Source organism: Nonomuraea sp. NPDC050153, from assembly GCF_044460125.1.
Classification (GTDB): domain Bacteria; phylum Actinomycetota; class Actinomycetes; order Streptosporangiales; family Streptosporangiaceae; genus Nonomuraea.
Genome location: NZ_JBITJQ010000042.1, coordinates 22,859 through 47,082, shown reverse-complemented (window position 1 = coordinate 47,082; position 24,224 = coordinate 22,859). Strand labels below are relative to the sequence as shown.

6 protein-coding genes are annotated in these 24,224 nt (G+C 70.3%); 2 read left to right on the top strand and 4 right to left on the bottom strand.

Going from position 1 to position 24,224, the window contains the following annotated elements:
* Positions 1-43: 43 nt before the first annotated feature.
* A complete protein-coding gene (locus ACIBQ1_RS53860; RefSeq protein ID WP_397290424.1) occupies positions 44-6,217 on the top strand; it encodes a VWD domain-containing protein in 6,174 nt (2,057 codons plus the stop codon).
* Positions 6,218-6,293: 76 nt separating this feature from the next.
* Here ACIBQ1_RS53860 and ACIBQ1_RS53855 read toward each other — a convergent pair whose 3' ends face one another.
* Positions 6,294-7,286, bottom strand: a complete 993-nt coding sequence (locus ACIBQ1_RS53855; RefSeq protein ID WP_397290422.1) for a T3SS effector HopA1 family protein — start codon at positions 7,284-7,286, stop codon at positions 6,294-6,296.
* 43 nt (positions 7,287-7,329) lie between these two features.
* Between ACIBQ1_RS53855 and ACIBQ1_RS53850 the strand changes: the two genes are divergently transcribed.
* Entirely contained in the window at positions 7,330-7,785 is a 456-nt protein-coding gene (locus tag ACIBQ1_RS53850) for a hypothetical protein (RefSeq protein WP_397290420.1), read from the top strand.
* Here the strand turns inward: ACIBQ1_RS53850 and ACIBQ1_RS53845 are convergent.
* The 3 genes from ACIBQ1_RS53845 to ACIBQ1_RS53835 form a co-directional block, all read right to left on the bottom strand.
* A complete protein-coding gene (locus tag ACIBQ1_RS53845; RefSeq protein ID WP_397290418.1) occupies positions 7,766-20,758 on the bottom strand; it encodes a hemopexin repeat-containing protein in 12,993 nt (4,330 codons plus the stop codon). The genes ACIBQ1_RS53850 and ACIBQ1_RS53845 overlap by 20 nt on opposite strands.
* A 124-nt stretch (positions 20,759-20,882) precedes the next feature.
* On the bottom strand, positions 20,883-22,253 hold the full coding sequence (locus ACIBQ1_RS53840) for a hypothetical protein (protein ID WP_397290416.1): 1,371 nt from the start codon (positions 22,251-22,253) through the stop codon (positions 20,883-20,885).
* Positions 22,253-23,773 (bottom strand): hypothetical protein, encoded by a 1,521-nt coding sequence (locus ACIBQ1_RS53835; RefSeq protein WP_397290414.1) that lies wholly within the window; start codon positions 23,771-23,773, stop codon positions 22,253-22,255. The genes ACIBQ1_RS53840 and ACIBQ1_RS53835 overlap by 1 nt, the downstream gene beginning before the upstream one ends.
* Positions 23,774-24,224: the final 451 nt, after the last annotated feature.

Below are 24,224 nucleotides of genomic sequence, written 5' to 3'. Positions count from 1 at the left end.
GGTGTACCGTCCCGCTGCCAGACTTATGTTCTCTTTATTCGGGGTGAGCGTGCGGCGTCTCTGCGTGATCATGGTGGCCGTGCTCGTGGCCGGGTTCCTCGTTCCCGTGCACGAGCTGTTATTACCCAGATGGGCGGAGGCGGCCACCGCGTGCTCCCCCAACAGCAACGACTGGTCCAACGGCCGCAGCGGCCAGAAACGCTGCGTCTTCAACCACATGTACTCCACGCGCCGCCGCATCAACGAGGCGTGCCTGCGTGACCGTCCCGTGCTCGGGACCCACATCTACCAGCAGCCCAACGAGTGCAGCCCGTCCGGCGGCATCGAGGCCATCGGACAGGCCCGGGCCATCAAGTACCTCAGCGACCAGATCGGCGGGGGCGGCGGGCTCATCAACCCCGAGCTCCAGTGGGAGCCCACCCTCAGCGGCGGCAGCGACCGGCCCGACATCATCTACTACGATCGCGCCGGCAACAACTGGGGCCAGGTGATCGAGGCCAAGGTCAAGGACAACCCGGACTACTCCGGCTGGGGCGGGCAGGTCGTCCGGTACGTCAATGTGCTGACCCAGGACGGCGTCAGGAACGTCACCGCCGGCACGGTGCTCAACCGCTGGGGCACCTACGAGGACTGGTTCCAGGTCTACAGCAAGAACGCCTCGTGCAAGGTGGGCGACAAGGACGGCTACCAGCTCTCCACGTACCGGGCCCTCTCGCCCGTTCCCGGCCTGCTGCACATCGAGGAGGTGCGCAAGGAGCGCAAGTGCGAGGAGAGCAAGCGGCAGCCCACGCCGGGCAGCCCGCCCGCCGACATCCCCGAGCTGGACGAGAACGACGACGACCGCGACTGGCCCATCCCGGAGGCCCTGCGCCGGCTTCTCGACCGCCTCACCACCCCCCGCGGCGACTCCGGCTCCGAGAACAACAACGACGTGGCCAGGTACGGCAGCGCCGCCGCGGGCGCGGCCGCGCTGACCGCCTCCGTCGTGATGTTCCTCAGAACCCCGCAGGGCGTGCTGTTCATGCGCGCGGCCGGCTTCGCCACCGTCGAGATGGCGCTGGCGCTCGGCGTGAGCGCGCTGGTCGCGCTCATCCTGTTGTGGTACTTCTCCGAGTACGGCGGCCTGGTCAAGGGCGAGCCGCACTTCACCACCCTGGACGGCCTGGGCTACGACCTGCAGTCCGTGGGCGAGTTCGTCCTCGCCAACTCCGACAGGTACGGCCTGGAGGTCCACGGCCGGCTCAGCCCCGCCAGCGGCGGGCGGGACGTGTCGGTGATGTTCGACGCCGCGATGGAGGTCGGTGACCACAAGGTCGAGTTCCACGAGGACGACCTGTACCTCGACGGCCAGAAGTTCACGCTCGCCACCGACAAGATCCTCTACCTCGGCAAGGAAGCGTTCATCCTGCGCAAGGACGGCAAGTGGCTCGTCATGTTCGACGGCCTGGAAGGACCCGTCCTGTCCTGGAGGCGCGGCGCCGCCGGCGTCTACCTGCCGCCGTCCGCCGACAGCGACCTCGTGGGCCTGCTCGGCAACGCCGACGGCGACCCGAAGAACGACCTGAAGCTGCGTGACGGCACCCAGTTGCCCGCCAACGCGACGCCCGCCCAGCTCCACACTGACTACGCCAACTCGTGGCGGCTCGACGACACCGAGTCGATGTTCACCTACGGCCCGGGGGAGAGCACCGCGACCTTCACGAACCTGCAGTTCCCCTCCCGCATCGTCACCATCCACGACCTGACGCCCGAGCAGATGCAGCTCGCGAGCGCGCAGTGCGAGGAGAGCGGCGTCCAGCCGGGCGTGCCGTTCAACGACTGCGTCCTGGACATCGCGCTGACCGCGGACACCTCGTTCGCCGAGGCCGCCGCCGAGCAGAAGACGGTGAGCCTCGACCCGGCGACGCAGGTCGTGAACGCGAACGGAGACCTGACGGTCGACTTCGACGGCACGCTCGGCAAGAACGTGCTGCCCTCGCGGGTGTCGGCCGATCCTTCCGCGGGCACGTTCGCCGGGCCGTTCAGCGGCGACGACTCCTACCGGTTCTTCGTGCAGTCGCTGCCGCCGCACAAGAGCGGAACCCTCGGCTTCGACCTGCTGGCGGTCGGCGACTGGTCGTCCGACTCCGACACCGAGACGGTCAAGGTCGAGACCGACCGCGGCGACCCGCACACGATCACGCCCAGCGAGCTGACGCCCATCGCGTCCGGGACGCTGGCCAACGGCCTGCCCTGGACGAAGTACCGCGTCACGGCGCCCATCACTCACAAGAAGAGCCAGATCGAGGTCAAGGTCTCGGCCACCGGCATTGCCGGCCTCTCCAACCAGGCGTACGGCGTCGACAACGTCACGCTCGACCTCGACGTCGTCCCGCCGCAGACGTTCGCGGTCACGCTGCCGTTCACCGCCTCTGACGGCGTGCCCGGCGAGGGCGCGGGCAACCTGGAGGGCGAGGTCGCGGTGGACGAGTACCAGTTCACCCTCGCCCAGCCGGCCTCGATCTTCGTCAACGCGCAGGAGTGCCCCGGGTTCGGACTCAGGTGGGAACTGCTCGACGCCGCGGGCGCCAAGGCCGCCACCTCCAACCTGTGCGGCGCCAAGCGCGTCGACGGGCTGGCCGCCGGCGCCTACCGGCTGCGCGTCTCCCCGTGGAACGACGTGTTCGGCCCGTACAAGCTCAGCGTGAACACGCTGGGGGCCGACGTCGTCACGACCGCGGCGATCGACGGGCCCCAGGTGCCGATCCAGGTCACCGACCCGGGCCAGCGCGGCACCTGGACGTTCACCGGCACGGCCGGGCAGAAGGTCTCCGCCGTCCTCGGCGAGGGCACGCTGTCCTCCCTCGGTGACGCCACCGTGCAACTGCGCGGGCCGGACGGGAAGATCCTGGCGCAGGAGTCCTGCGGCAAGGAGTGCTTCGTCGACACCGAGACGCTGCCGGTGACCGGCACGTACTCGATGGTGTGGGACCCGAAGGACGCCAAGACCGGCTCGATCGCGCTGCGGCTGCACGGGGTGCCCGGCGCGGTCACCGGCACGGTCGCGATCGGGGCTCCCTCCACGCTGACGACCTCCGTCCCCGGGCAGACCGCGTCCTGGTCGTTCGCCGGCACGCAGGGCCAGCGGGTGGCGTTCGCGGTCAGCGGCCTGACCGGCGCCGCCAGCGCGTCGATCAGCAACCCGGACGGCACCCGGCTGTTCGGCTCCACCTACTGCCCGGCGGCCTGCGCCTTCGACACCACCACGCTGCCCGCGACCGGTACCTACACGCTGCTCGTCGACCCCACCGACCTGCACACGGGGCCGATCACGGCGAGCGTGATCGAGGGTGACGTCACCGGGACGCTGACCTCCGGTGGCGGGCCGGTGAAGCTGACCACGACCGGGCCGGGGCAGCGGGCCTACTGGACGTTCGCCGGCACGGCCGGGCAGCGCGTCGCCTTCGCCCTGACGGACGGCACGTTCAGCGGCGCGTACGCGTCGGTGCGCAAGCCGGACGGCACGGACCTGTTCAGGTCGACCTGGTGCAAGACGTCGTGCGCGTTCGACACGGTCGCGCTGCCGGTCGACGGCACCTACACGCTCGTCGTGGACCCGTCCAAGACGGCGGTGGGCTCCATCGCCGCGCAGGTGACCGAGGGCGACGTCACGGGCACGCTGACCGCCGGCGGCGAGCCGGTGAAGCTGACCACGACCGGGCCTGGGCAGGTCGCCGTCTGGTCGTTCGCCGGCACGGCGGGGCAGCGCGTCGCGTTCGGGCTGACGGAGGGGACGTTCGGCAGCGCGTACGCGCTGGTGCGCAAGCCGGACGGCACCGAGCTGTTCGACTCGACCTTCTGCAAGACGTCGTGCGCGTTCGACACGACGTCGCTGCCGGTGAATGGCGTCTACACGGTCGTGCTGGATCCGTCCGGCACGGCGGTGGGCTCCATGACCGCGCAGGTCACCGTGGGCGACGTCACCGGGACGCTCACGGCGGACGGCCCCGCCGTCAAGCTGACCACGAAGGGGCCCGGCCAGTACCCGATCTGGACGTACGCGGGCACGGCCGGGCAGCGCGTCTCGGTCACCTTCTCCGGCGGCACGTTCAGCAGCGCGAACGCGTTCATGCGCAAGCCCGACGGCTCGGTCTTGGTACCGTCGGTGTTCTGCGCGGCCTCCTGCTACTTCGACACGACCGTGCTGCCGGTGAACGGCGAGTACCAGGTGGTGGTGGACCCGGCCGGCATCCAGACCGGCTCCATCTCGGCCGGGCTCAACATCGTGCCGCCGGACGTCACCGCGCCGATCAGCGTCAACGGCGCGGCGGCCACGCTGACCACCACCATCCCGGGGCAGCGCGGCGTGTGGACGTTCACCGGCTCGGCCGGGCAGCGGGTGTCGTTCGACTTCACCGGCTCCACCTTCACCTACGCCTCGGACGCCACCGTCAAGGTCAGGAAGCCCGACGGCGCCGACCTGGTCGCCGAGACCAACTGCGGCACCGGCTGCCTGCTGGAGCCGATCACCCTGCCGGCGGCCGGCACGTACACGGTGGACCTGCGGCCCAAGGGGTCGAAGACCGGCGCGCTGACGCTGCGGGCGTACCAGGTGGACGACGTGACCGCCACGATCGCGATCGACGGCGCGACCTCCCGGTTGACCACGACCGTCCCCGGCCAGAACGGCAGGTGGACCTTCTCGGGCGCCGAGGGCCAGTACGTCAACATCGCGTTCCTGGACGGCACGTTCTCCCTCGCGTCCGACGCGGCGGTCTCGGTGCTGGATCCGGACGGGACCGTCCTGCGGCAGGACACCTCCTGCGGCAAGGTCTGCATGCTCGACCCGGTCACCCTGCCGGCGACCGGCACGTACACGATCCTGTTCGACCCGCGCAAGGCGCTCACCGGCTCGCTGACCGCGCAGCTCACCGAGGGCGACGTCACCGCGACGACCTCGATCGGCGGGCCCGCCTCGACGCTCACCACCGTCGGGGCCGGGCAGAAGGCCGTCTGGTCGTTCACCGGCGCCGCGGGCCGGCGGGTGTCGTTCAACTTCACCGCCACGACGCTCACCAGCCTGTACGACGCGTACGTGGCGGTGCGCAAGCCGGATGGCAGCGTGCTCGTAGACGACACCCCGTGCGGGAAGAACTGCCTGCTGGAGCCGGTGGTCCTGCCGGCCGGCGGTGTCTACACCGTCGAGTTCAGGCCGCAGAGCGCCAAGACAGGCTCGATCACCCTGCAGCTCCACGAGGTCGCCCACCTGGCCGCGAACGTCACCGTCGGCGGCACCGCCTCGACACTGACCACGACGACGCCCGGCCAGAACGGCATCTGGTCGTTCACCGGGACGGCCGGCCAGCTCGTGTCGTTCAACCTCACCGACGCGAACTTCGCCGGCTCGGTGGACGCCCAGGTGTCGGTGAAGAAGCCGGACGGCACGGTGCTGGTGTCGCCGACCTACTGCGGCAAGAACTGCTTCCTGGAGCCGGTGGCCCTGCCGGTCGCCGGCACCTACACGGTGGAGTTCGACCCGCAGGACGACAAGACGGGCAAGCTGACTTTGGCGGTGTACGCGGTCGCCCATCTGGCCGCGAACGTCACCGTCGGCGGCGCCGCCTCGACACTGACCACGACGGCGCCCGGCCAGAATGGCATCTGGTCGTTCACCGGGACGGCCGGGCAGCTCGTGTCGTTCAACCTCACCGACGCGAGCTTCACCGGCTCCACCTACGCGCGGGTGTCGGTGAAGAAGCCGGACGGCACGGTGCTCGTGTCGCCGACCTACTGCGGCAAGAACTGCTTCCTGGAGCCGGTGGCCCTGCCGGTCGCCGGCACCTACACGGTGGAGTTCGACCCGCAGGACGAGAAGACCGGCAAGCTGACCCTGCGGGCCTACCCGGTCACCGACCTGGCTCCGGCCGCCATCACCATCGGCGGCGCCGCCTCCACCCTGACCACCACGACCCCGGGCCAGAACGGGAGCTGGACCTTCACCGGCACCGCCGGCCAGAAGGTGGCCGTCACCTTCACCGGCACGACCTTCGCCGGCTCGACCGACGTGCGCGTCTCGCTGGTGAAGCCGGACGGGACGGCGCTGGGCAGCTCGCCCTACTGCGGGCGCAACTGCACCATCTCGGCGACGACTCTGCCCGACACGGGCACGTACACGATCGTCTTCAACCCGCAGAACGACAAGACCGGCTCGCTGACCGCGAAGGTGGCGGCGTCATGATCTGGTAGGAGAGTCGCGCAGGCCCGCCACCCCATCCGGGGGTGGCGGGCCTGCGTCTCTTGCGGGGAAGAGCCGCTCAGGTCACGGGCGGCGGCGTGAACGGCGGCGGAGGCATGTGGCGGTGGCGGGCCTCCGCGCGGATGCCCTTGTCCTGGAACGCCTTCTTGATGAGGGTCTCCAGCTCAGCGGCGTCCCGCACGTTCGGGTTGTCCTGGAGCACCGAGGCGATCACCTTGGCCCGTGACATGGTGAAGCTCTGCCTCTCCTCCACGGACATGTACTCCTCTGCCTCCTCTGCCCACGAGACGGCCTCGGTCAGCCGGGAGTAGAAAGGGCTGACGCTGATGTTGGCGTCGCCCGGCCGGATCGCCCCGTCGATCGTGCTGATCAGCTTGTCGCCGACCGCGTCGGCGCCGCTGCCGTCGGCGTCCTCGCCGACGACGTAGTAGACCACCATTTTGTCGTTCTTGACGGGCTGGTTCGGGTACGCCTTCGAGGACAGGTAGACCTTGAACTGGGAGAAGTTGTCGCCCAGGGTCGGGTCCTTGAACAGCGGGGTGAGCGCCTTCGCCACGCGGAGCCCGGCCTCCTGCGAGTTGAGATTGACGATCAGGCGGCGAGACCTGTTGCGGACGTCCTCGGCGGACAGCGAACCCGATGGGCTCTTGAGCACCCTGAAGTAGTCGCCGCCGGAGAGCCCGCGCCAGAACTCAACCGGCGGGTCGTCCTCCGCGCCCTGGTTCTCGACCACGTAGCCGTCCGTCTGGCCCTGCCGCACGAAGTCCCAGACCTCCATGGTGTCGATGGCCTTCTTGAGGTAGCCGGCGCTGCCCACTCCCATGAGACCGTAGACGTCCTCCCAGGTGTCGGCGTCGGTGCCGCTCCGCCGGTCGCCGCTGGCGCCGTCGTACCACTCCTCGTACAGCTCGTCGACGAATTTCTTGTCGCGGTTGTCGTTGAGCCGGTAGCGGTCCTGGTCAGACAGCATGCCCGCGCCGGTCCGGGTCACCCTGGGCGACGCGATCCGGTCGGAGGTGGGCTTCACCACCGACAGGTCCAGGGGCGGCACGACCGGCCGCCCCACCGGCTTGGTCGGTGTCGGAGGGAGCGGCTTGGGCGGCTTGATGACCTTGACCGGGGTCGGCGGCAGCGGTTTCCCGGGAATCGGTGGCAGCGGTTTGGCCGGCTTCATGGGAGTCGCCGGCGGCGGTTTGGCCGGGAGCGGCGGCAGCGGCTTCCGCGCGGCCGTGCGGGTGGGCACGGGCGGCCTGCTCGGTATCGGTGGCAGCGGCTTGGCCGGCGGCCTGCTCGGTATCGGTGGCAAGGGCTTGGCCGGCGGCTTCATCGCTTTCACCGGTGGCCTGGGCAGCGGCTTGGCGGGGGGCCTGACGGGGATCGGCGGCAGCGGCTTGGCCGTGGGCCTGGCCGGGGGCCTGGCCGGGGTGGGCGGCAGCGGCTTGGCCACCCCCACCGGCGGCTGCGGCAGCGGTCTGGCCTTGCGCGTCGACGGCGATGGCTTGATCTTGTTGCGGTTCATGGAAGCCCCGTTCAGACGGCTCGGTAACTGAGGATGAGGCCGACGTTCACCAGCGCCGTACGGTCGCCGTCGGCCACCAGCGTCAGCGGCGTGCCAGCGACGCTCAGGCCGGGGGTGCGCACCGCCGTGCCGTCCTCCAGCGCCAGCCGCTGGTCGCCGTTGAGGAGGAGGCGCGCGGCGCCCGGCCGGTCGGTCTGGTATTTGACGTAGACGGCGGTGATCTGCCGCCCGTTCATGCCAGGGAACATCTCCGGCGTGATCGGCAGCGAGAGCACGCCGTCCTCGCTGTCCAGGAAATGCTGCCACTCCTCGGCGAACTCGCCGGCGACGTCGATGTAGCGGCCCGCCGGATACGGCTTGAGCATGCCCTTCACCGCGTTGCCGAAGACCGCGCCGCCCTGCTCGGCCGTGTACTTGACGGTGACGATCACGTCGAACAGGTCGGGCGGCGGCGGCCCGTCGCTCTCCAGCCGCCAGGTGGACACGGCGCCCGTGCCCTCGAACGGCAGGTACCTGTCGTCGTCGTAGCGCAGCTCGAACAGGCCGTTGTTGTCCCGGCCCTGCTCCAGGTCGGACAGCGCGATCTGCTGGCCCGGCCGCCAGTCGGCGCGCACGGCGTCCGGCTGCGAGCCCTTGGCATCCAGCAGGAACCGCACGGCCCGAGGGTCGGCCGCCAGCACGGTCTTGTGCCCGAGCTGGGTGAGCGTGGCGTTGACCCCGATCGGCTCCTCGCCGGTCGTGAAGGTGACCGACACCGTCTTGATGCGGCGCCGGAAGTGGCCGGGGAAGTCGCGGGCGAACAGCGCCTCGGTCAGCGCGAACTCGCAGCGGCCCTCGGACCTCAGCTTGAGCACCGCCAGCGGGTCGAGCTGCAGCAGCGACACCCGCTTGACGATCTCCAGACCGCGCGCGTCGCCGTCGGAGTACGCCTTGCCGAGCCGGTCCAGGTCGACGGCCAGGGTCTCGCCGGCCAGCAAACCCTTGCGCTGGCTGTCCCAGTAGACCGGCTGCAGGAACGTGTCGTTCACGCCGCGCTCGTACTGGTAGGCCCGCTCGGCGGCCTTCGCCGTCTCCAGGGCCAGGTGGTAGCTCTGGAAGTACAGGGACGCCAGACGCGAGGACATCCACTGGTAGAGCTGGACGCCGGTGAACTTGCCCGTGAGGAACGTGACGACGGCCTCCGCGTGGGCGATCTCCTTGTTCGTGATCTCCAGCTCGCGCTGGGCGACGGCGAGCTGGAACCCGGCCCCCGCCACCTGGTGGCCGATCTGGACGATGTCGGCCTTGGCCGACATCGACTGGAACTTCCACTCCTGGATCTGGCGCTCCTGCTCGGCGCGCACGCCGAACAGCTCACCCAGGACGCTGAGCCCCTCCGCCGCCGTCTGCACCGCGTCGGCGCCCTTGTCGATCATCTCGCCGGCGTGCGTACCGCCTTCCTCGATGCCCATGATGAACGGGCCGAGGTACACGTTCGGCGCGAGGTAGGTCAGGCCCGACGCGACCTTGAGCACGGTGGAGGCGTAGTGCGCGTAGACGGCGCCGGCCATCGTCGCGAGCTGCGCGATCTGCAGCGGGCTGATCCCCTCGTCGATGAGCTGGTCGTACCAGTCGCGGCGCTGGATCGCGGCGGCGAGCGCGGCCTCCGACTCCCGCAGCGTCTCGGTGGCCGCCCTGACCTGCGCCTCCTTGACGGCGCGGGTCATGGCCAGGATGGCGCTCTCCTGCCGGGAGTGCAGCAGTGTGAGCTCCTCGCCGTCCCGCTTCTCCAGCGTGGCCAGCAGGTCGGCGCCGAACTGGCGCAGCCGGTCCACCAGCTCCTGCGCCTTGCGGAAGGTGGCCGCGAACCTCTGGTGCGGCACCCTGGCGGACGACCCGTTGACCGACTGGTCCGGCGAGAGCCCGGCGGACGCGCCCCGGACCAGCGCCATCACGTCGGCGGGCGGCTCGAACAGCGGCAGCGGACGGCTGACGCCCATGAGGTCGAGCGAGGCCCTGATCTTGCGCAGCCGGTCCTCGACCCGGGTCCAGTAGTCGCCGAGCTGCGTGTTGCCGGGGATGTGGAAGTACCCGTCGGCAACGCTCTTGTGGATCAGGCCCAGGCCGTCGAGCAGAGTGCCGCCCGCCGTCAGCCGCACCGCGTCGGGGTCGGGCGGCAGCTCCGTCTCCAGCGCGCGCAGCCCGTCGTAGGTCTTGGTGGCCGCCAGCGTACGGGTGCCGACGCCCTCGGGACGGCGGCCCAGCAGGTCGTAGGCGAGGACGTAGAGCATCCGCGCCTCGTCGATGCTCTCCATCGTGTACTGCCCGAAGAGCAGGTCGCCCCAGTCGAGCAGGTTGTCGACGTAGGCCATGACGACCGCCCGGCGGTAGGCCGACGGCCGCAGCTCGGCGATGGCGTGCGGGTCGAACGGGTCGTCCCGGTACGCCGCGAGCAGCGCCCCGTGGTCGCCCATCAGGTCGTACTGGCGGCGCAGCCGGGCGAGCATGCCCACCTTCTCCCGCAGGGAGCGCGCGAGGTCGCCGGTGAGCGCGGCGAGCTGGGACAGGATCGGCGGCAGCGTCTCCGTCTCCAGCTTGGCCAGGTGGTCGAGCTCGGTGCCGGTCAGCTCGCGGGCCTGCTCGAACGCTGGGATCAGGTCCGCCACGTCGTCCAGAATCTCGCGGAGGCCGGACTCCACGCCGGCCGGCTTGAGCGTGTCGAGGTCGGCCAGGCAGCCGTCTACCAGCGCGCGGACGTCGATCGCCAGGAACGGCAGGAACCGCCAGTATCTGTCCTCCGTCGGGTCGAAGACGTACTCGTACCAGCGCCTGGCGTCCTCGAAGCGCTGGCCGGTGTTGAGCGCCTGCGCGATGAGCAGCGGCGCGTGGAAGAAGATCTCCCAGTAGTAGCGCCCGTTGGCACTCTGGAAGTCGAGGTGCGAGCTGGCCGGGGTGCCCGCGACGTCCGCCGTGACCTTGATCGTGGTGGGCCCCGACACGGTCGCGCTGAAGGCGGGCAGCTCGTCGGTCTCCTGGGTGTCCGGGGCCAGCAGCGCGGGAACCCCGCCGACCAGCAGCCGCCGGTTCAGCTCGAACGCCGTGCTCGACGTCAGCCTGACGATCTCGTGCTGCAGCGACGCGAACTCGTACGGGCGCAGCAGGCTCACGCCCTTGGGATAGGCGATGTACCGGGTGCCGAGGAAGAACAGCAGCTTGTCGTCGGCGTCCATGGCCCCGGTGAAGGCGTCGGAGAAGCCGGGCGGCAGGGAGCGCCAGCTGCCCTCGATGCCGAGGAACGCGGTGCGGTCCAGGTCGGCCGGCTCCTTGCCGGCCGCCAGCACGGCGTAGACGCGGTCGCCGAACACGTAGTGGCGGTCGCCGCGCTTGAAGACGGCCCGGACCCGGGTGGACAGCTCCTTCGGGTAGTCGGCGTCGATGTAATCGGGAATGGCCCCCTTCTCGACCGTGTAGCGGACGTACTCCATGCCGCTGGTCAGGTAGAGGTGGCCGGCGTCGTCCAGGTAGGCGGCGTCGACCCTGCCGGTGCGGGTGATCGCCGTGGGGACCCGCCCGAGCGCGGCGGTCTGCTGGGCCGGCCCCACGGTCTTGCCCGTGTACGCGGCGTAGGTGTGGGCCTCGTTGTCGAAGAAGTACGACGTGGTCCCGTGGCAGTAGGCCGCGTGCACCTTGCCCGTGAGCGGCAGGTTGTCGTCGCCGCTGTCGGACAGCTCCTTGGGCCCCTCGTCCGGTTGCTTCGTGGCGCCGGTGTAGCGCGCGTAGCGGGTGCCCGCGATGACGTACAGGATGTTGCGGTTCCTGGTGCCCTTGCGCAGCAGCAGCGCGTCGAGCTGCGGCACCGCGGGCGTGTCCGCCACGCGCCGGTCATTGTCGTCCTTGCCCTTGGGCGGTGGTGACAGCCAGCCCAGGTCGATGTCCGGCGACCAGGAGGAGGCCGTGCCCTTCAGGACGTTCGAGCTGGTGAAGCCGTGCTCGCCGGAGTAGAAGTACTCGACGCCGTTCGCCGTGTAGGCGGCGTCGATCTTCGGCCATCTCGGCAGGGTGTCGTTGTTGGTCGCGATGGTCTTCGGATAGCCGGGCAACATCAGGCCGAAGGGCGCGCCGTCGTAGCAGTAGTACTCGGTGCCGGCGAAGACGTACGTGACGTCGTCGCGGACCAGCATCGCGTCCACGGAGCGCGACGTGGTCAGCGGGCTGCGGGCGTGGCCCCACCGGTCCGCGATCTTGTCGCTGGCTCCGGCGGGCTGGTAATAGCCCTGCCTGAAGAAGTACTTGGTGTCGCCCAGCTCGAAGCCGGCGTCGGTGACGCCCCATTCGGGCACGCCGTCGCCGTTGCCCGCCACCGGGAGGGCCCGCGGGTCGCCCGCGGGGTCGGGGGTGATCGGGCGGCACAGGAAGCTGCCGCCCTTGTGATCCACGCTGAACCAGGTGCCGTCCTGCGACCCGGCGGCGTTGCTGAAGGGCACCACGCAGGCGGGGTCGATGGGCGAAGGCTCAGCGAAGATCTTCGACAGCTCCACGAGCCTGGTCGGCTCGGTCGGAGTCGCGACCGGCACCGCGTACAGCTCGGGGGTGAGCGCGTACGCCACCGACCTCGGCTCCGGCTTCGGCGGCTTGCCGGGCTCGCCGGGCACGGTCTCCAGGTACGAGCACGACACGACGATCGAGTCGTGCGCGCCCGGGTCGCCGCCCGGCACGGTGGCCGAAGCCTGCACGGACAGCCGCACGTCGCTGATCGGGAAGTCCACCGCCGGGCCGAGGGGCAGCTCCTGGGCGCTCACCCACTCCTTGTTGAGGTTGTAGAAGGAGTAGGAGATCCGCACCCGGTACTTCGACGGCTGCGGCTCCACGTTCTGCTTGTCGCCGTCCTTGCGGGCGACGATCGTGGTGGTGCCGGTCGTGTCCGGCGGCACGGTCTCGACGACCGGCCAGAACACGAAGACGCGCCCGAACGCGTGCACCGGGTAGACCCGGTCGCCGTCGATCTGGGCGTCCACCTTCAGCCACGGCTCCCAGGTGGCCGACAGCCGCTCGCCGTCGCGGAACTCGGCCTCACGGTAGTAGTGGCGGCGCGGCTCGGTCCTGGTGCGGCCGAACAGCACGAGCTTGCGCACGTTCTCGTCGGCCCCGTCCGCGTGGTAGACGTACCCGCCCGCGACCGACAGCCGGGAGACCTCGGTGTACTCGTCGAGGTAGCGCTTGTAGGCGGCCTGCACGCTGTCGGCGCCGATCTCGCTCTGGAGCAGGTCGTTCTCCAGCTCGCGGAACGCGGGCGTCTTGGTGTCGCGCAGCTCCGGCCTGATGTAGTTCTCCGGGTAAAGGAAGACCTTCCTGTTGGCCTCCCAGATCCGGTAGTTCTTCAGCCACGACCACCAGACCCTGACCCGCCGGCGCAGCTCCTCGTCGCCGGGGAGCACCTTCTCCAGGTCGAGCAGGTAGCGGTGCACGTAGAGCTGGACCGCCGCGACCGCCTCGCGGACATGCGAGGTGTTGCCCTCCGGGCCCATCTCGACGTCCACGAGCAGCCGCTCGTACAGCTCGCGCACCCCGTCGACGTCGGGGTTCTTGTGCAGCGCGGCGGGCACTAGCGCGTCACGCTTGATCACGTTGAGCTCGTCATGCACCGTGCGGGAGACGATCTCCCAGTCCTGGTCGCCGAGCTTGCGGCGCAGCATGAGGGCGAGGGCCTCGGCCGGGTCCGGCTTGGTCCAGGCGTCCTGGTAGAGCCGCGATGGGCCGGTGCCGGCCCTGGCGGCCAGCGCGAAGACCTTGACCAGCTTGAGGAGGAACTCGATCTCGAATCGCTCCTCCTCCACCGGGAACTCGGTGATCAGCCCGGCGTTGCGCTTGACCCAGCGCAGCTCGTCCACGTCCCAGCCGAAGAGCCCGGCCAGCCGCTCGTACGGGTCGGGCGCGCCCGTCCAGAGCAGGTCGGCCAGCCCGGGGCGGGCGTGGGCCAGCTCGGAGAACAGGCTGATGATGTGCACGTCGGTGAGCCGGTAGTCGGCTGTTTCCGACCATCGGTGCCTGATCGGCTGGGCGAAGGTCCAGTCGGGCAGGTCGTAGCGGCCCGGGTAGCGCATGTACAGCTCGTCCTTGAGCAGGTACGTGACGTCCTCCAGGACGCACGCGCCGGTGATCCCCTCCTCGAACGGCGCGGGCAGGTTGCCCCAATCGTCGTCGATCGTGCGGGGGTAGCCCTCGTCCACGACGTCGAGCGCGCCCGAGTAGCGCACGTACTGCTTCTCGCGGAAGGCGTACAGCTCCCCGGTGGGGGCGACGAACGCCGCGTCGACGACGGCCCGTTCCGTGAACCGGTTGAACACCGTGCCCCACTGCCCGGCGACGTCCGCTCCCCTGCCGTCCACCAGGTACTTCTTGCCCTTGAACAGGTATACGCGGCGGTCGCGGGCGCGGAAGGCGGCGTCCAGGCCATCCTCGAACTCGGGCGGCAGCGCCCGCAGGCCCAGCTCGGCGGCCAGCGACCCGGCGATCGTGCGCGGGTAGCCGTCGTCGGCGAGGCGGTAGTCGCGGCCGGTGTAGCGGACGTACTGGTCGCCGGAGAACAGGAACGTCTGCTGGTCGCGGACCAGCACCGCGTCGACCCGCTCGCGGTCGGCGATGGCGTTGCGGACCCGTCCGATCAGCCCGAGCTCGTACGTGGCCGTGGCGGCGCGCGAGACGACGTGCAACTCGCCGTTCACGACGAGGTAGGCGCTGCGGCCGTTGGCCACCGCCGCGTCGATCCGCTTGCCCGCGACCGCGTCCTCGAAGGTCTCGGGCAGTCCGGCGAACTCCGGCTCGGCCCGCAGGTTGACCGCGATGGCCTTGGGATAGCCGGGATCCACGTAGCGGTACTCGGCGCCGGTGTAGCGCACGTACTGCTTGCCCGAGAACAGGAACGTCGCGTCGTCGCCGAACACGATCGCCGCGTCCACGGACCCGCCCTCGTCGGGCACGAACGGGGTGGCCGCCTTCCCCCAGCGGTCGCGGATCGCCAGCAGCGGCGAGAACGCGCGGTCGTGGTAGCGCGTGTACTGCTCGGCGAAGAAGAAGTACGTCGAGCCGTCGGCGGCGGTGAACGCGGCGCGCAGCGTGTCTCCTGGCTCGACGCCTCGCCCGAAGTTGCGCCAGACGCGCTCGATCGGCCGCGGGTAGGACCACTGGCCGGTCTCCTCGTTGAGCTGCACGTAGCGCTCGCCGGCCAGCAGCAGCATCGTGTCGTTCTCGAACAGCACGGCCTGCGGGAAGGGGAACGGGTCGGGGGCCTTCCAGAACGACTCGTCAGCCGGCGCGGGGTAGCCCTCGTCGGGCCGCGTGTACGCGCCGCGCTCGCCGGTGTAGACGACGTGGCGCATGGCGCCGCTCTCGTCGGGGTGCTCGAAGAGGTAGGTAACGCCGTGCCGCACGTAGGCGAGGGCGACGCTGGTCAGCCCGCCCCAGTGGTCGGCGATCGGCCTGGGCTCGCCCTCGATCGTCTCCATCGACTCGCCGTAGACCACGAACTGGTCGCCGCGGAAGAGGTACGTCTTCCCGTCGCGCCCCACGAACGCCGCATCCACCGCGTTGTCCTGATAAATCGTGTTTCGTGGTCGGCCCCACTCCTCGGCCAGCGGGTAGACCTTGTTGACCGCCGTGTTGTAGCAGTCAGGCCCCTTGAACAGGTACGTCGTCCCGTCGCGGCCGGTGAGCACCGCGTCGAGGCCCGTACGGTAGTCCTCGGACACCGCGCGCAGCGCGAGCGGCCGGTACGGGACCGACGACTCCGGCCACCCCTCCAGCGCCGAGTGCCGCGACCACGCGCCCGCCCGCTCCACCAGGACCGCGCCGTTCTCCACGAACGCGCACGACAGCCCGCTCAGCGCGAGGTCGCCGTACTTCTTGTAGACGGCGTCGGACACCACGTGCCACTCGCCGTCGCGGAACAGGTAGACGTTGCGCCGGTCGGCGAAGGCCGCGTCCACCCCGGTCAGCTCGACGGTGAGCGCCCCCAGCCGCGGCTCCTCCGGCAGGGACGACAGCGTGCGCGGATACCCGTCCTGGACGGCCGAGTAGTCGTGGTCGAGATAGCGGACGTACTGGTCGCCGGAGAACAGGTAGGTGTAGGTGCGCGTCACGTCCACGCCGTCCACCTTCTCGACGGCGTCCATGACCAGCGTGGCGTCCACCCGGCCCGTGCGCGCGACGTTGTTGACCACGTTCCCCCAGAACGCGCTCACGCTGGAGGGGAACCGGTCGTCGAGCCTGCTGTAGTCGCCCGTGGAGTAGCGCGCGTACTGGCCTTTGGAGAAGACATACGTCCTGCCGTCCTTGCCCACGAAGGCCGCGTCGACCTCGCGGAACGGCAGACTGTCCCAGCGCTCGGCCAGGGCGTACGGCTCGGACCACCAGCGGTGCCTGCTGTCGAAGACGACGAAGCTGCCGCCGGAGAACAGCACCGTCTGGTTGTCCTGGTCGGTGAAGACCGCGTCGATGCCCCTGAAGTCGGGGCGGGCGGTGAGCGTCGCCGGCAGGTTCCACCAGTTGTCGCCCAGCGGGCGCGGGTAGCCCGCGTCGGGGACCCGGTAGTCCCTGGTCGAGTAGCGGACGTAGAAGGGCGTGTCGTCGCCGTACACCTTGATCCGGTCGCCGGCGCGGCGGATCGTGAGCACGATCCCGCCCTCGGCGGTGACGCGCCAGTCGCCCGCCGTGCCGGTGACACGCGCGTCGTCCGCGGTTGTGACGTGGTGCTCCCGCAGGCGGCGGCGCAGCGCCGCCGAGAGCCGGCCCGTGGTCAGCTCGGCCTCATAGTCGGCGTGCAGGTCGAGGATCAGGCCGACCGGGCCGAACAGGTGGGTCGCGCCGTCCATGACGAACGCCGCGTCCACCTGGTCGAGCCCGCCCCAGTCGCCCGCGATGGCGCGCGGGTAGCCGACGTCCGCGATGGAGTAGTCGGCCGTGGAGTAGCGCACGTAGCGGTCGCCGCTGAACAGGTACGTCTTGCCGTCCAGGCCGACGAACGCGGCGTTCACCTTGCCGTCCGTCAGCACGGGCCGCATCAGCCCCCAGCGCTCCGCGGTCGGCGTGACCGGGCCGGCGCCCGACGGGCTCAGCGCGACGGTCTTGCCGTCCCTGAACAGGTGGACAGTGCGCGACCCGTCCTGGAAGGCCGCCTCGACCGCGTTCTCGAACTCGGCGGGGACCTCCGGCCGCCACGACTCGATCCTGCGCGGGTAGCCGTCGGCCACGCGCACGCCATCGTTCTCCAGGCTGTCGGTGTAACGCACCACCTGGTCGCCACGGAACAGCAGGCAGCCCTCGCCGTCGGCGTAGGCGGCGTCGATCCGCTCAGCCCCGTCGAACGTGTTGCGCAGCAGGCCCCAGCGCTCCGCGATCGGCGCCTCGGTGCCGCCGTCGAACCACCGCTTGCCGCTGAAGACGTGGGTACGCCCATCGCGCCCCTGGAAGGCCGCGTCCACGACGTGGCGGAACGCCTCGGGCAGCGGCGCCTCACGTCCCTCACCCTCCCACCACTCGCCGATCGAGCGCGGGTAGCCCTCGTCGACGTAGGTGAAGTCGTCCGTGGAGTACCGCACGTACTGGTCGCCGCTGAAGACGTACGTCCTGCCGTCGCCGTCCACGAACACGTTGTCGATCCGCTTGGGATCGGTGAAGTTGTTCCTGACCTTGCCCCAGACCTGCTCCTTGGGCGCCCAGCGGGTGCCGCCGGGGTTGCGGGTGAAGGCGTGCGAGAGGCCGTCCAGGCCCCTGCCGATGATCCATTCCACGCCGTCAGGGCGGACGAAGGCGGCGTCCACGCCGGCCAGCGTGCCGAAGTTCGCCGACAGCTCGGCGAGCTGCTTGGCGCGTGGGTCGGTGAGCACGTGCGTGGCCGCCGAGTAGACCCAGTAGTTCGTGGCCTGGAACAGGTAGACCTTGCCGTCCCAGCCGGTGAGCAGCGCGTCGAAGCGGTCGATGCCCGGCGGCAGGGCCAGCGGCTCGGGGAACTTGCCGGCCAGGTCCTGGTCGTGGAAGGAGACCCCGGCCTCGGAGGCGTCCAGGCCGAGCTTGGCGGCCAGCCGGGCGAAGCGCCGGATCCTGCGGTACGTGCGCCGGAAGTGCGGGGCGAGGGTGTCGCCGGTCAGGGCCGGCGCGACGAGCACGTCGAACGTGTCGAAGGCGACCGCGTCGCAGATGACCTCGGCCACCTGCGCGGGCACGCCGAACGAGTCCTGCAGCACGGTCAGCAGCGCCTCGCGCTGCGCCGTGGCCAGCCCGCCCAGCCGCGCGGCCACCTCGTCCACGGCCGCGATGATCTCCATGGCGACGGTGTGCAGCAAGAAGAAGACGTCCATGCCGTAGTCCTCGGCGCCGGGCAGCGTGAAGTCCAGCGCGTTGGTGACCGTGGCGAAGTAGTCGAGCCGGTCCCATGGCACGCCCAGCGCGGCGTCGAGGTCTCCCGTCGCGGTGAGCAGCTCCACCAGCTGGGTCCGTTCGTCCTCGGTGAAGCCGAGCGCGGCCACTGCGTCCAGGTCGAGCCGGTAGGGCCGCTGCGCCTCCAGGATCTCCGAGATCCGCTGGTAGATGACGGCGCCGTCGGCCGCGGTGAACCCCGCGCCGAGGTCGAGCCTGCCCTCCGGGTCGCCGAAGAGCTCGCGTGCCTGCTCGCGTACGCGTCCGTCCTCGGTGATCACGCCGTCGAGCAGGCCGGTGATCCGCTGCCCCACCGCGTCCTCGGCGATCGGCGCGAAGTCGTCGGGCGCGAAGGTGTACAGCTCGGTCCGGACGGCGGAGATCTGGTCGCGCATCGCCTCCAGCACGAGGCGGCGGATCGGATAGAACTCCAGCATGAGGCCGAGGTCGTCGGGGAGTTCCTTGCTCACGTATGCGTCGTGCGCGTCGATGACGCCGTTGAAGCGCAGGCTCTCGACCAGCGCCGTGAGCTGCGCCTCGGTCAGCCCGAGCCCGTCGAAGACGCCGGGGTCGAGCGTGATCGTGAGCTGGCGGAACCGCTCGCCGCGCTCGGCCAGCGCGGCGAGGACCGCCTCGGTCACGTCGCCGAGGTCCGCGGAGGCGGTGAACAGCGCCTCGTTCGCCGGGTCGGCGAAGAAGCCGGGGTCGGCGACCTGGCCCTCGTCATCGAGGTAGCCGTGGTAGAGGAGGTTGCCGTACAGCTCGGCCCGCTCCGCCTCGGACAGGTCGGGGAAGTGCCCGGCCAGGTCGGAGGGGTAGAGGGCGCCGTCCAGGCTCGCGATGACGGCGAACAGGGCGCCCGCCAGGTCGTTGTAGTCGCCGGCCAGGACCGGCTCCTGGGGCGGCTCCTCGGTGGCGAGCACGCCGTCGGCCCCGAGCAGGCCGTAGGTCACGAGATTGGAGAAGATCTTGACGATCAGCCGGTCGGCCAGGCCGAGACCCTGGAAGTCCTCCATTGCCAGCACGGCCACGTCGGTGACCGCGTCGTACACGGCGGCCCCCACCGCCTCCGGGTCGAGGCGCAGCAGGCGCGGGTCGCGCGGCGAGACCACGCCGTCCGCGTACGCGGCCAGCACGTCGTACACGACCTGGGCGGCCCGCCCGTCGAACCGGTCGGAGACGAACAGCTCGGGGCCGAACGCGACGGTCTCGAACCGGTCCCTGATCGCGGCCAGGACCGCCTGTTGCTCCTCCTCGGACTCCGGCGTGGCCGGCTCGCCGAGCACCTCGGCCAGATCCCGCGCGCCGAACCCCCAGTCGCGCATCCACGAGGTGACGGCCAGCAGCGTCTGCGTCAGCCACAGGCTCGACTGCGCGTTGGAGCCCTCCAGGATGCGGTAGCAGTCGGCCGTGCCGGGGTCGAGCACCGGCAGGATGGGGAACGTGGTGTAGCGGCGCAGCGCCGGATCGGCGTCCAACGCCGACAGCAGCGTGAACAGCTCCTCCACCGACACGCCCAGCGCGGCAACCAGGCGGGAGACGCGGTGCAGCAGCGACAGCGCCGCCTCCCCGATCCCCTTGTCGAACGGCCCCGCCTCCAGCGGCGTGGCGTAGCGGTCCCTGAAGCGCTGGACGACCGTCACGATGTCGGACTCGGCCAAGTCGAGCGTACGCGCCAGGTGCAGCCGGTAGTCGCGGTTCTGCGGCGCGAGGAGGTCGCCGGGCGGCGCGGGCACGTCGTCCACGGTGTCGGGCATCGCCCTGCTCGTCAGGCCCGCGATCACGTCGTACCCGAGGTCGTGCGTGCGGTGCAGGTGGACGGCGGTCGCCAGGGCGGTGAGCGCGCGCAGGTCGATGACGCCGCCTGCGCACGAGGCCAGCACGACGTCGAGGTCGGCGAACGACAGGCCGGTGCGCCGCGACAGCCGGACGAACCGGTCGACCTTGTCGAGCCAGCCGAGCGAGACCTGCCGCAGCGTCTTGTCGTCGGGCGCGACCGTGACGATGCCCCCGTTGAAGCGCGACTCGATCAGCACAGTCAGCTCCGCCCCGGTCATGGAGGCGGCAGCCAGGAACGTCTCGATGTCGGACAGCTGCGACGACGGCCTGCCGTACCGCTCGGCGACGCCGGCCTCGTCCGTGCGGACGACGGTGACGGCCTCCACGTCCACGACCGACAGCCCCAGATACTCGCGGGCGACCCGGTCGCGGTCCACCCGGGCGGCGAACAGCCGGTAGAACTCGACCGGGTCGATGCCGAGGTGACGCAGGTAGACGCGGATCCGGGCGTCCGTGAACGAGAACGGCAGGGCGAAGGGGTGCTGGATGCGGAGCAGCTGCCCGTACGGGTCGTCCCCGACCAGTTCCTCCAGGACCTCGTTGACGATGTCGAGGTAGGGCGTGACCGTGAAGGTGTGCTCCTTGTCGAGCGGTATCTCGCCGATGTCGGGCCTGCGCCGCAGCACGGCGGTCTCGTCGGACGATCCGCGCATCAGATTCAGCAGATCGACCAGATAGGCGGCCGGCGAGTACACCGACCTCGCTTCGTCGCCCTCCCTCAGATCGAGATCGCCGAAAAGAATCTCGTAACTGGGTAATGATGCATCGTTGCGCATGCCGAGTTTCCCCCTCGCATGAAATACCCCGAATGACACCCCGATTCAGACCGCCTTGCGCCCCGCCGCGATCATTTCCCGGTCGGGCGCTGCTCCTGTTCTCTCCGAAAGCGGTCAGAGACGATTAGTCGAGACCGATCAGATGGGTCTCGCCCAGGAAATAGGCGGCCCGGAAATTGTCCGGTCCTGCGATTTCCCGAATTTCGGCGGCCGGGCCCGGCGTCGCCGGTCGCGCCGGCGGCTCGCCCGCGTCTCCGGCCAGCTCCCGCCGGACGGCCGGGTCCGCGCCGTACGCGGCGGCCAGGGCCTCCGCGGTGAGCAGTTCGGCGCAGCCCTCCGTCAGCACGAGCGGGCGCGTGACGGCCCTGGCCCGCTCGACGAACACGGGATGCGCCAGCCGGTGCAGCAGCTCGTGGATCAGGAGACCGACCAGCCGCCACCGCCACTCGCCCCGCGGCATGGCGGGGGCGGTGTCGGCGGGCAGGTGGGCCTCGGCGACCGGCGAGCCCCGGTCGAGGTCGTAGAAGGTGCTCGTCTTCCGCCAGGTGTCGGGCAGGTCGTGCGACGGCGTGCGCTTGATGAGCCGGGCGACCTGCCCGGCCGGCGCCCGGCCGGACTCCAGCAGGTCGCGCAGGCCGGCGAGCACCTCGTCCGCGTCTCCCCTCCACCCCTCCGCGCGCAGCTCGCCGTAGAGATAGGCCACCTGGGCGTCCCGGTCCTGTGGCCGTTCCATCGAGCCGCGCACGTGGTCGGCGTAGTGGAACTCCTCATTCAGCGGGCTGTCGAACCGGGCGCGGACGTACGGCGAGAAGACGTCCGCGACGATGGACTCGACCCGCGCGGCGGCCTCGGAGAGCCGCTGGAGGTCCTCGGGCTGCCCGCCGCCCGACGGCGGGTCCCACAGGGCCGTGCGCCCGGCCACGATCCGCGCCACCGCCTCCCCGATCCCCGCGAGCCCGCCGTTTTCCCCGCCGGCGGCCTCCTGGGGGTCGTAGACGGCGCGCAGCCGCGCCCGGTCCTCCGGGGACGGGCCGGCCGCCAGGTGCCCGAGCACGGCGCCCGTCCATCCGCTGACCGTCAGCACCTCCCGCTCGAACGAGCCGTCGGCCGCCGTGGGCTCGGTGGCGCGCGCGCCGGCCCAGCGCGTCAGCCGCGACAGGGCCCCCGTCCGGCTGAAGCTCGCGGGGGCCGCCTCGTCGTTGAGCGTCAGCAGGTGCACCGCGCGCAGGAACCAGCGCCGGTCGGCGTCGGCGAGCGCGGCCACGTCGGGCCACATCGAGGGGAAGCCCTCGGGCAGCGCGCCCAGCGCGGCCTCCGCCTCCTCGAAGAAGTCCTGCTCACCGAGGCGCAGCCGCAGCTCCAGCCCCGTGTAGTCGGCGACCACGAGCTCGGACGCGGGCCCGAGCCGCAGCCTGGAGCCGGTCGCGTCGGCGTCACCGGACCGCTTGGTCTTGGCGAGCCCGCCGTCCTTCTGCCGGACGTCTGCCACTGCCATCACTCGTCCCCGCCCTTGCCTGGCTTGGTGCCCGGGAAGGGCTTGGTGCCCGGGCGGCCCAGCCCGACGGACTCGGTGTCGCCCAGCAGGAGCCCCGCCGACGCGCGTTGCAGGCCCACCAGTTCCAGGACGGACTCCGCCTTCTTGCCGCTGTCGCCGTACCCGGTCTTCCCCTGGTCGCCGGTCGCCGGCCTGACTGCTCCCAGGTCGCCCATGAAACGCTTGGCCAGCTCGGGATCGGCTTGGATGTCACCGGAGAGTTGCCGGAAGATGATGGCCGCGAACATGTCGACGAACCCTTCTCTGATGATCTGCCCCTGCCCGATCTGGTCGGCCTTCGCCGCGAAGCCGGGATGCGTGAGCGCGTGCAGGAACTCGTGGATCATCGTGCGCAGGTGGTTCCACCGCGCCTCGATCCTGTCCTGGTCCCGGGGGATCAGCGGGTTCAGCCGGACCGCGCCGCCCCCGAAGTGCAACCCCGAGAGCTGGGTGAGGCGTGTCACCTTCTCGCTCGTCCTGGGGTCCGCGAGGAGCTCCTTCATCAGGCCGCGCAGCACGTTCGCGTCGCGTACGCCGTCGAAGCCGGCCTCTATGAACCTCCTGCCGAACTCGGGGGCGTAGCCGAGGAAGTTCGCGACGTTCATTGCGTACGACAACAGCAGTTCGTCGGTGAGCTGGACGGACTCGCTGCTCTCCACGCGCTTGGACAACTCGTATCCTGTGTTGTATGGCCCGTCGGGATTCGCCAGGATGTAAGGCCCGCACGAGAACTTCATGTACTCCTGCAGGAACCCGGCCAGCTCACGCAACCGGTCGAGCGACTCCCGGTCGAGCTTCTGCCCCGGGCCCGCCTCGAAGCGGGCCAGCTGCAGATCGAGGAACTGCCGGATGGCGCTGAACAGCCCGGACTCCAGCTTGCCGAAGTCGAGGGGCCGCGGCACCTCCATGACGCGCGTCGGGTTGTAGATCTTGCCCAGCTCCGTCACGGTCACGTCGGACAGCGGCGGCAGATCTCGGAGCAGCAGGCTCTTGGACAGACCGCTGGCGCCCCCGACCTCCCGCTCGAACCCCAGATCGATGGCACCGGGGAGCACCTTCGTCCGTCGCGCCCACCTGAGGAGCGCCTTGATTCCCTTGTGGTAGTCGAGCCCGTCCACCGGGTTGCCGTCGAGGATGGACATCCCGTAGGCCATCCGGAGGAGGGCGTCCTGGTCGAGCCGCATCACCTCGCTGGCGTCGATGTCCGGGGCCAGCCGCTCGGCGGTGTCCTCGATGTAGTTCTGGCTGTCCTCCGTGTTCAGGCCGAGGAGAGCCCTGTAGTCGATGATCAGGCTGCTCTTGCTGCCGGGGCCGAAGAACAACTGGGAGTCCCGGCTTCCCGGCTGGATGAGCAGCTGTGTCTGCACGGTGCTCGGTCGCTGTCTCGACCCGGCGTCGGACGTCGAGTACCGCCTCGTCAGGGACATGGGCTTGGTGTGGCCCTTGTCCTCCTCCTTCTCCTTCTTCGGAGGCAGGGTCACCGTGGAGAATCCCCGCGAACGTTGTCCCTGCCTGAATGAATTACTGCTCGAAGTCCCCTTCGGAGTCATGCCGGAGAAACTGCCACCCTTGCGAGCCGCACCGGTTAACATTGATCAACCCCCCACCCTGGACCCCGGCTCATGTTTCCTCATTCGCTCCGGACCCCGAACTAACCAAAACGCCACGCTCTGCTTTCGCCCTTTATGGACCACGGCCGAAAATGATTGCGACCGGTAATTAATCGGCGCTCAGAAAGGCCCATAATCCGTCCTGAAGATCAAGGGCATCGTCCATGTCGTCGATCAGGCCCTACATGCTCAGAACGAACGGCGTCCTGCAACCGACCGGCTCCACAACGCGGAAACCGTCCCTCCGCAACTGACGTGGTCGCGTCCTTTCCCCAGGTCGACCGGTTGGTGGCGCACTCCCAGCCAGGTCCGGCATGCGGCC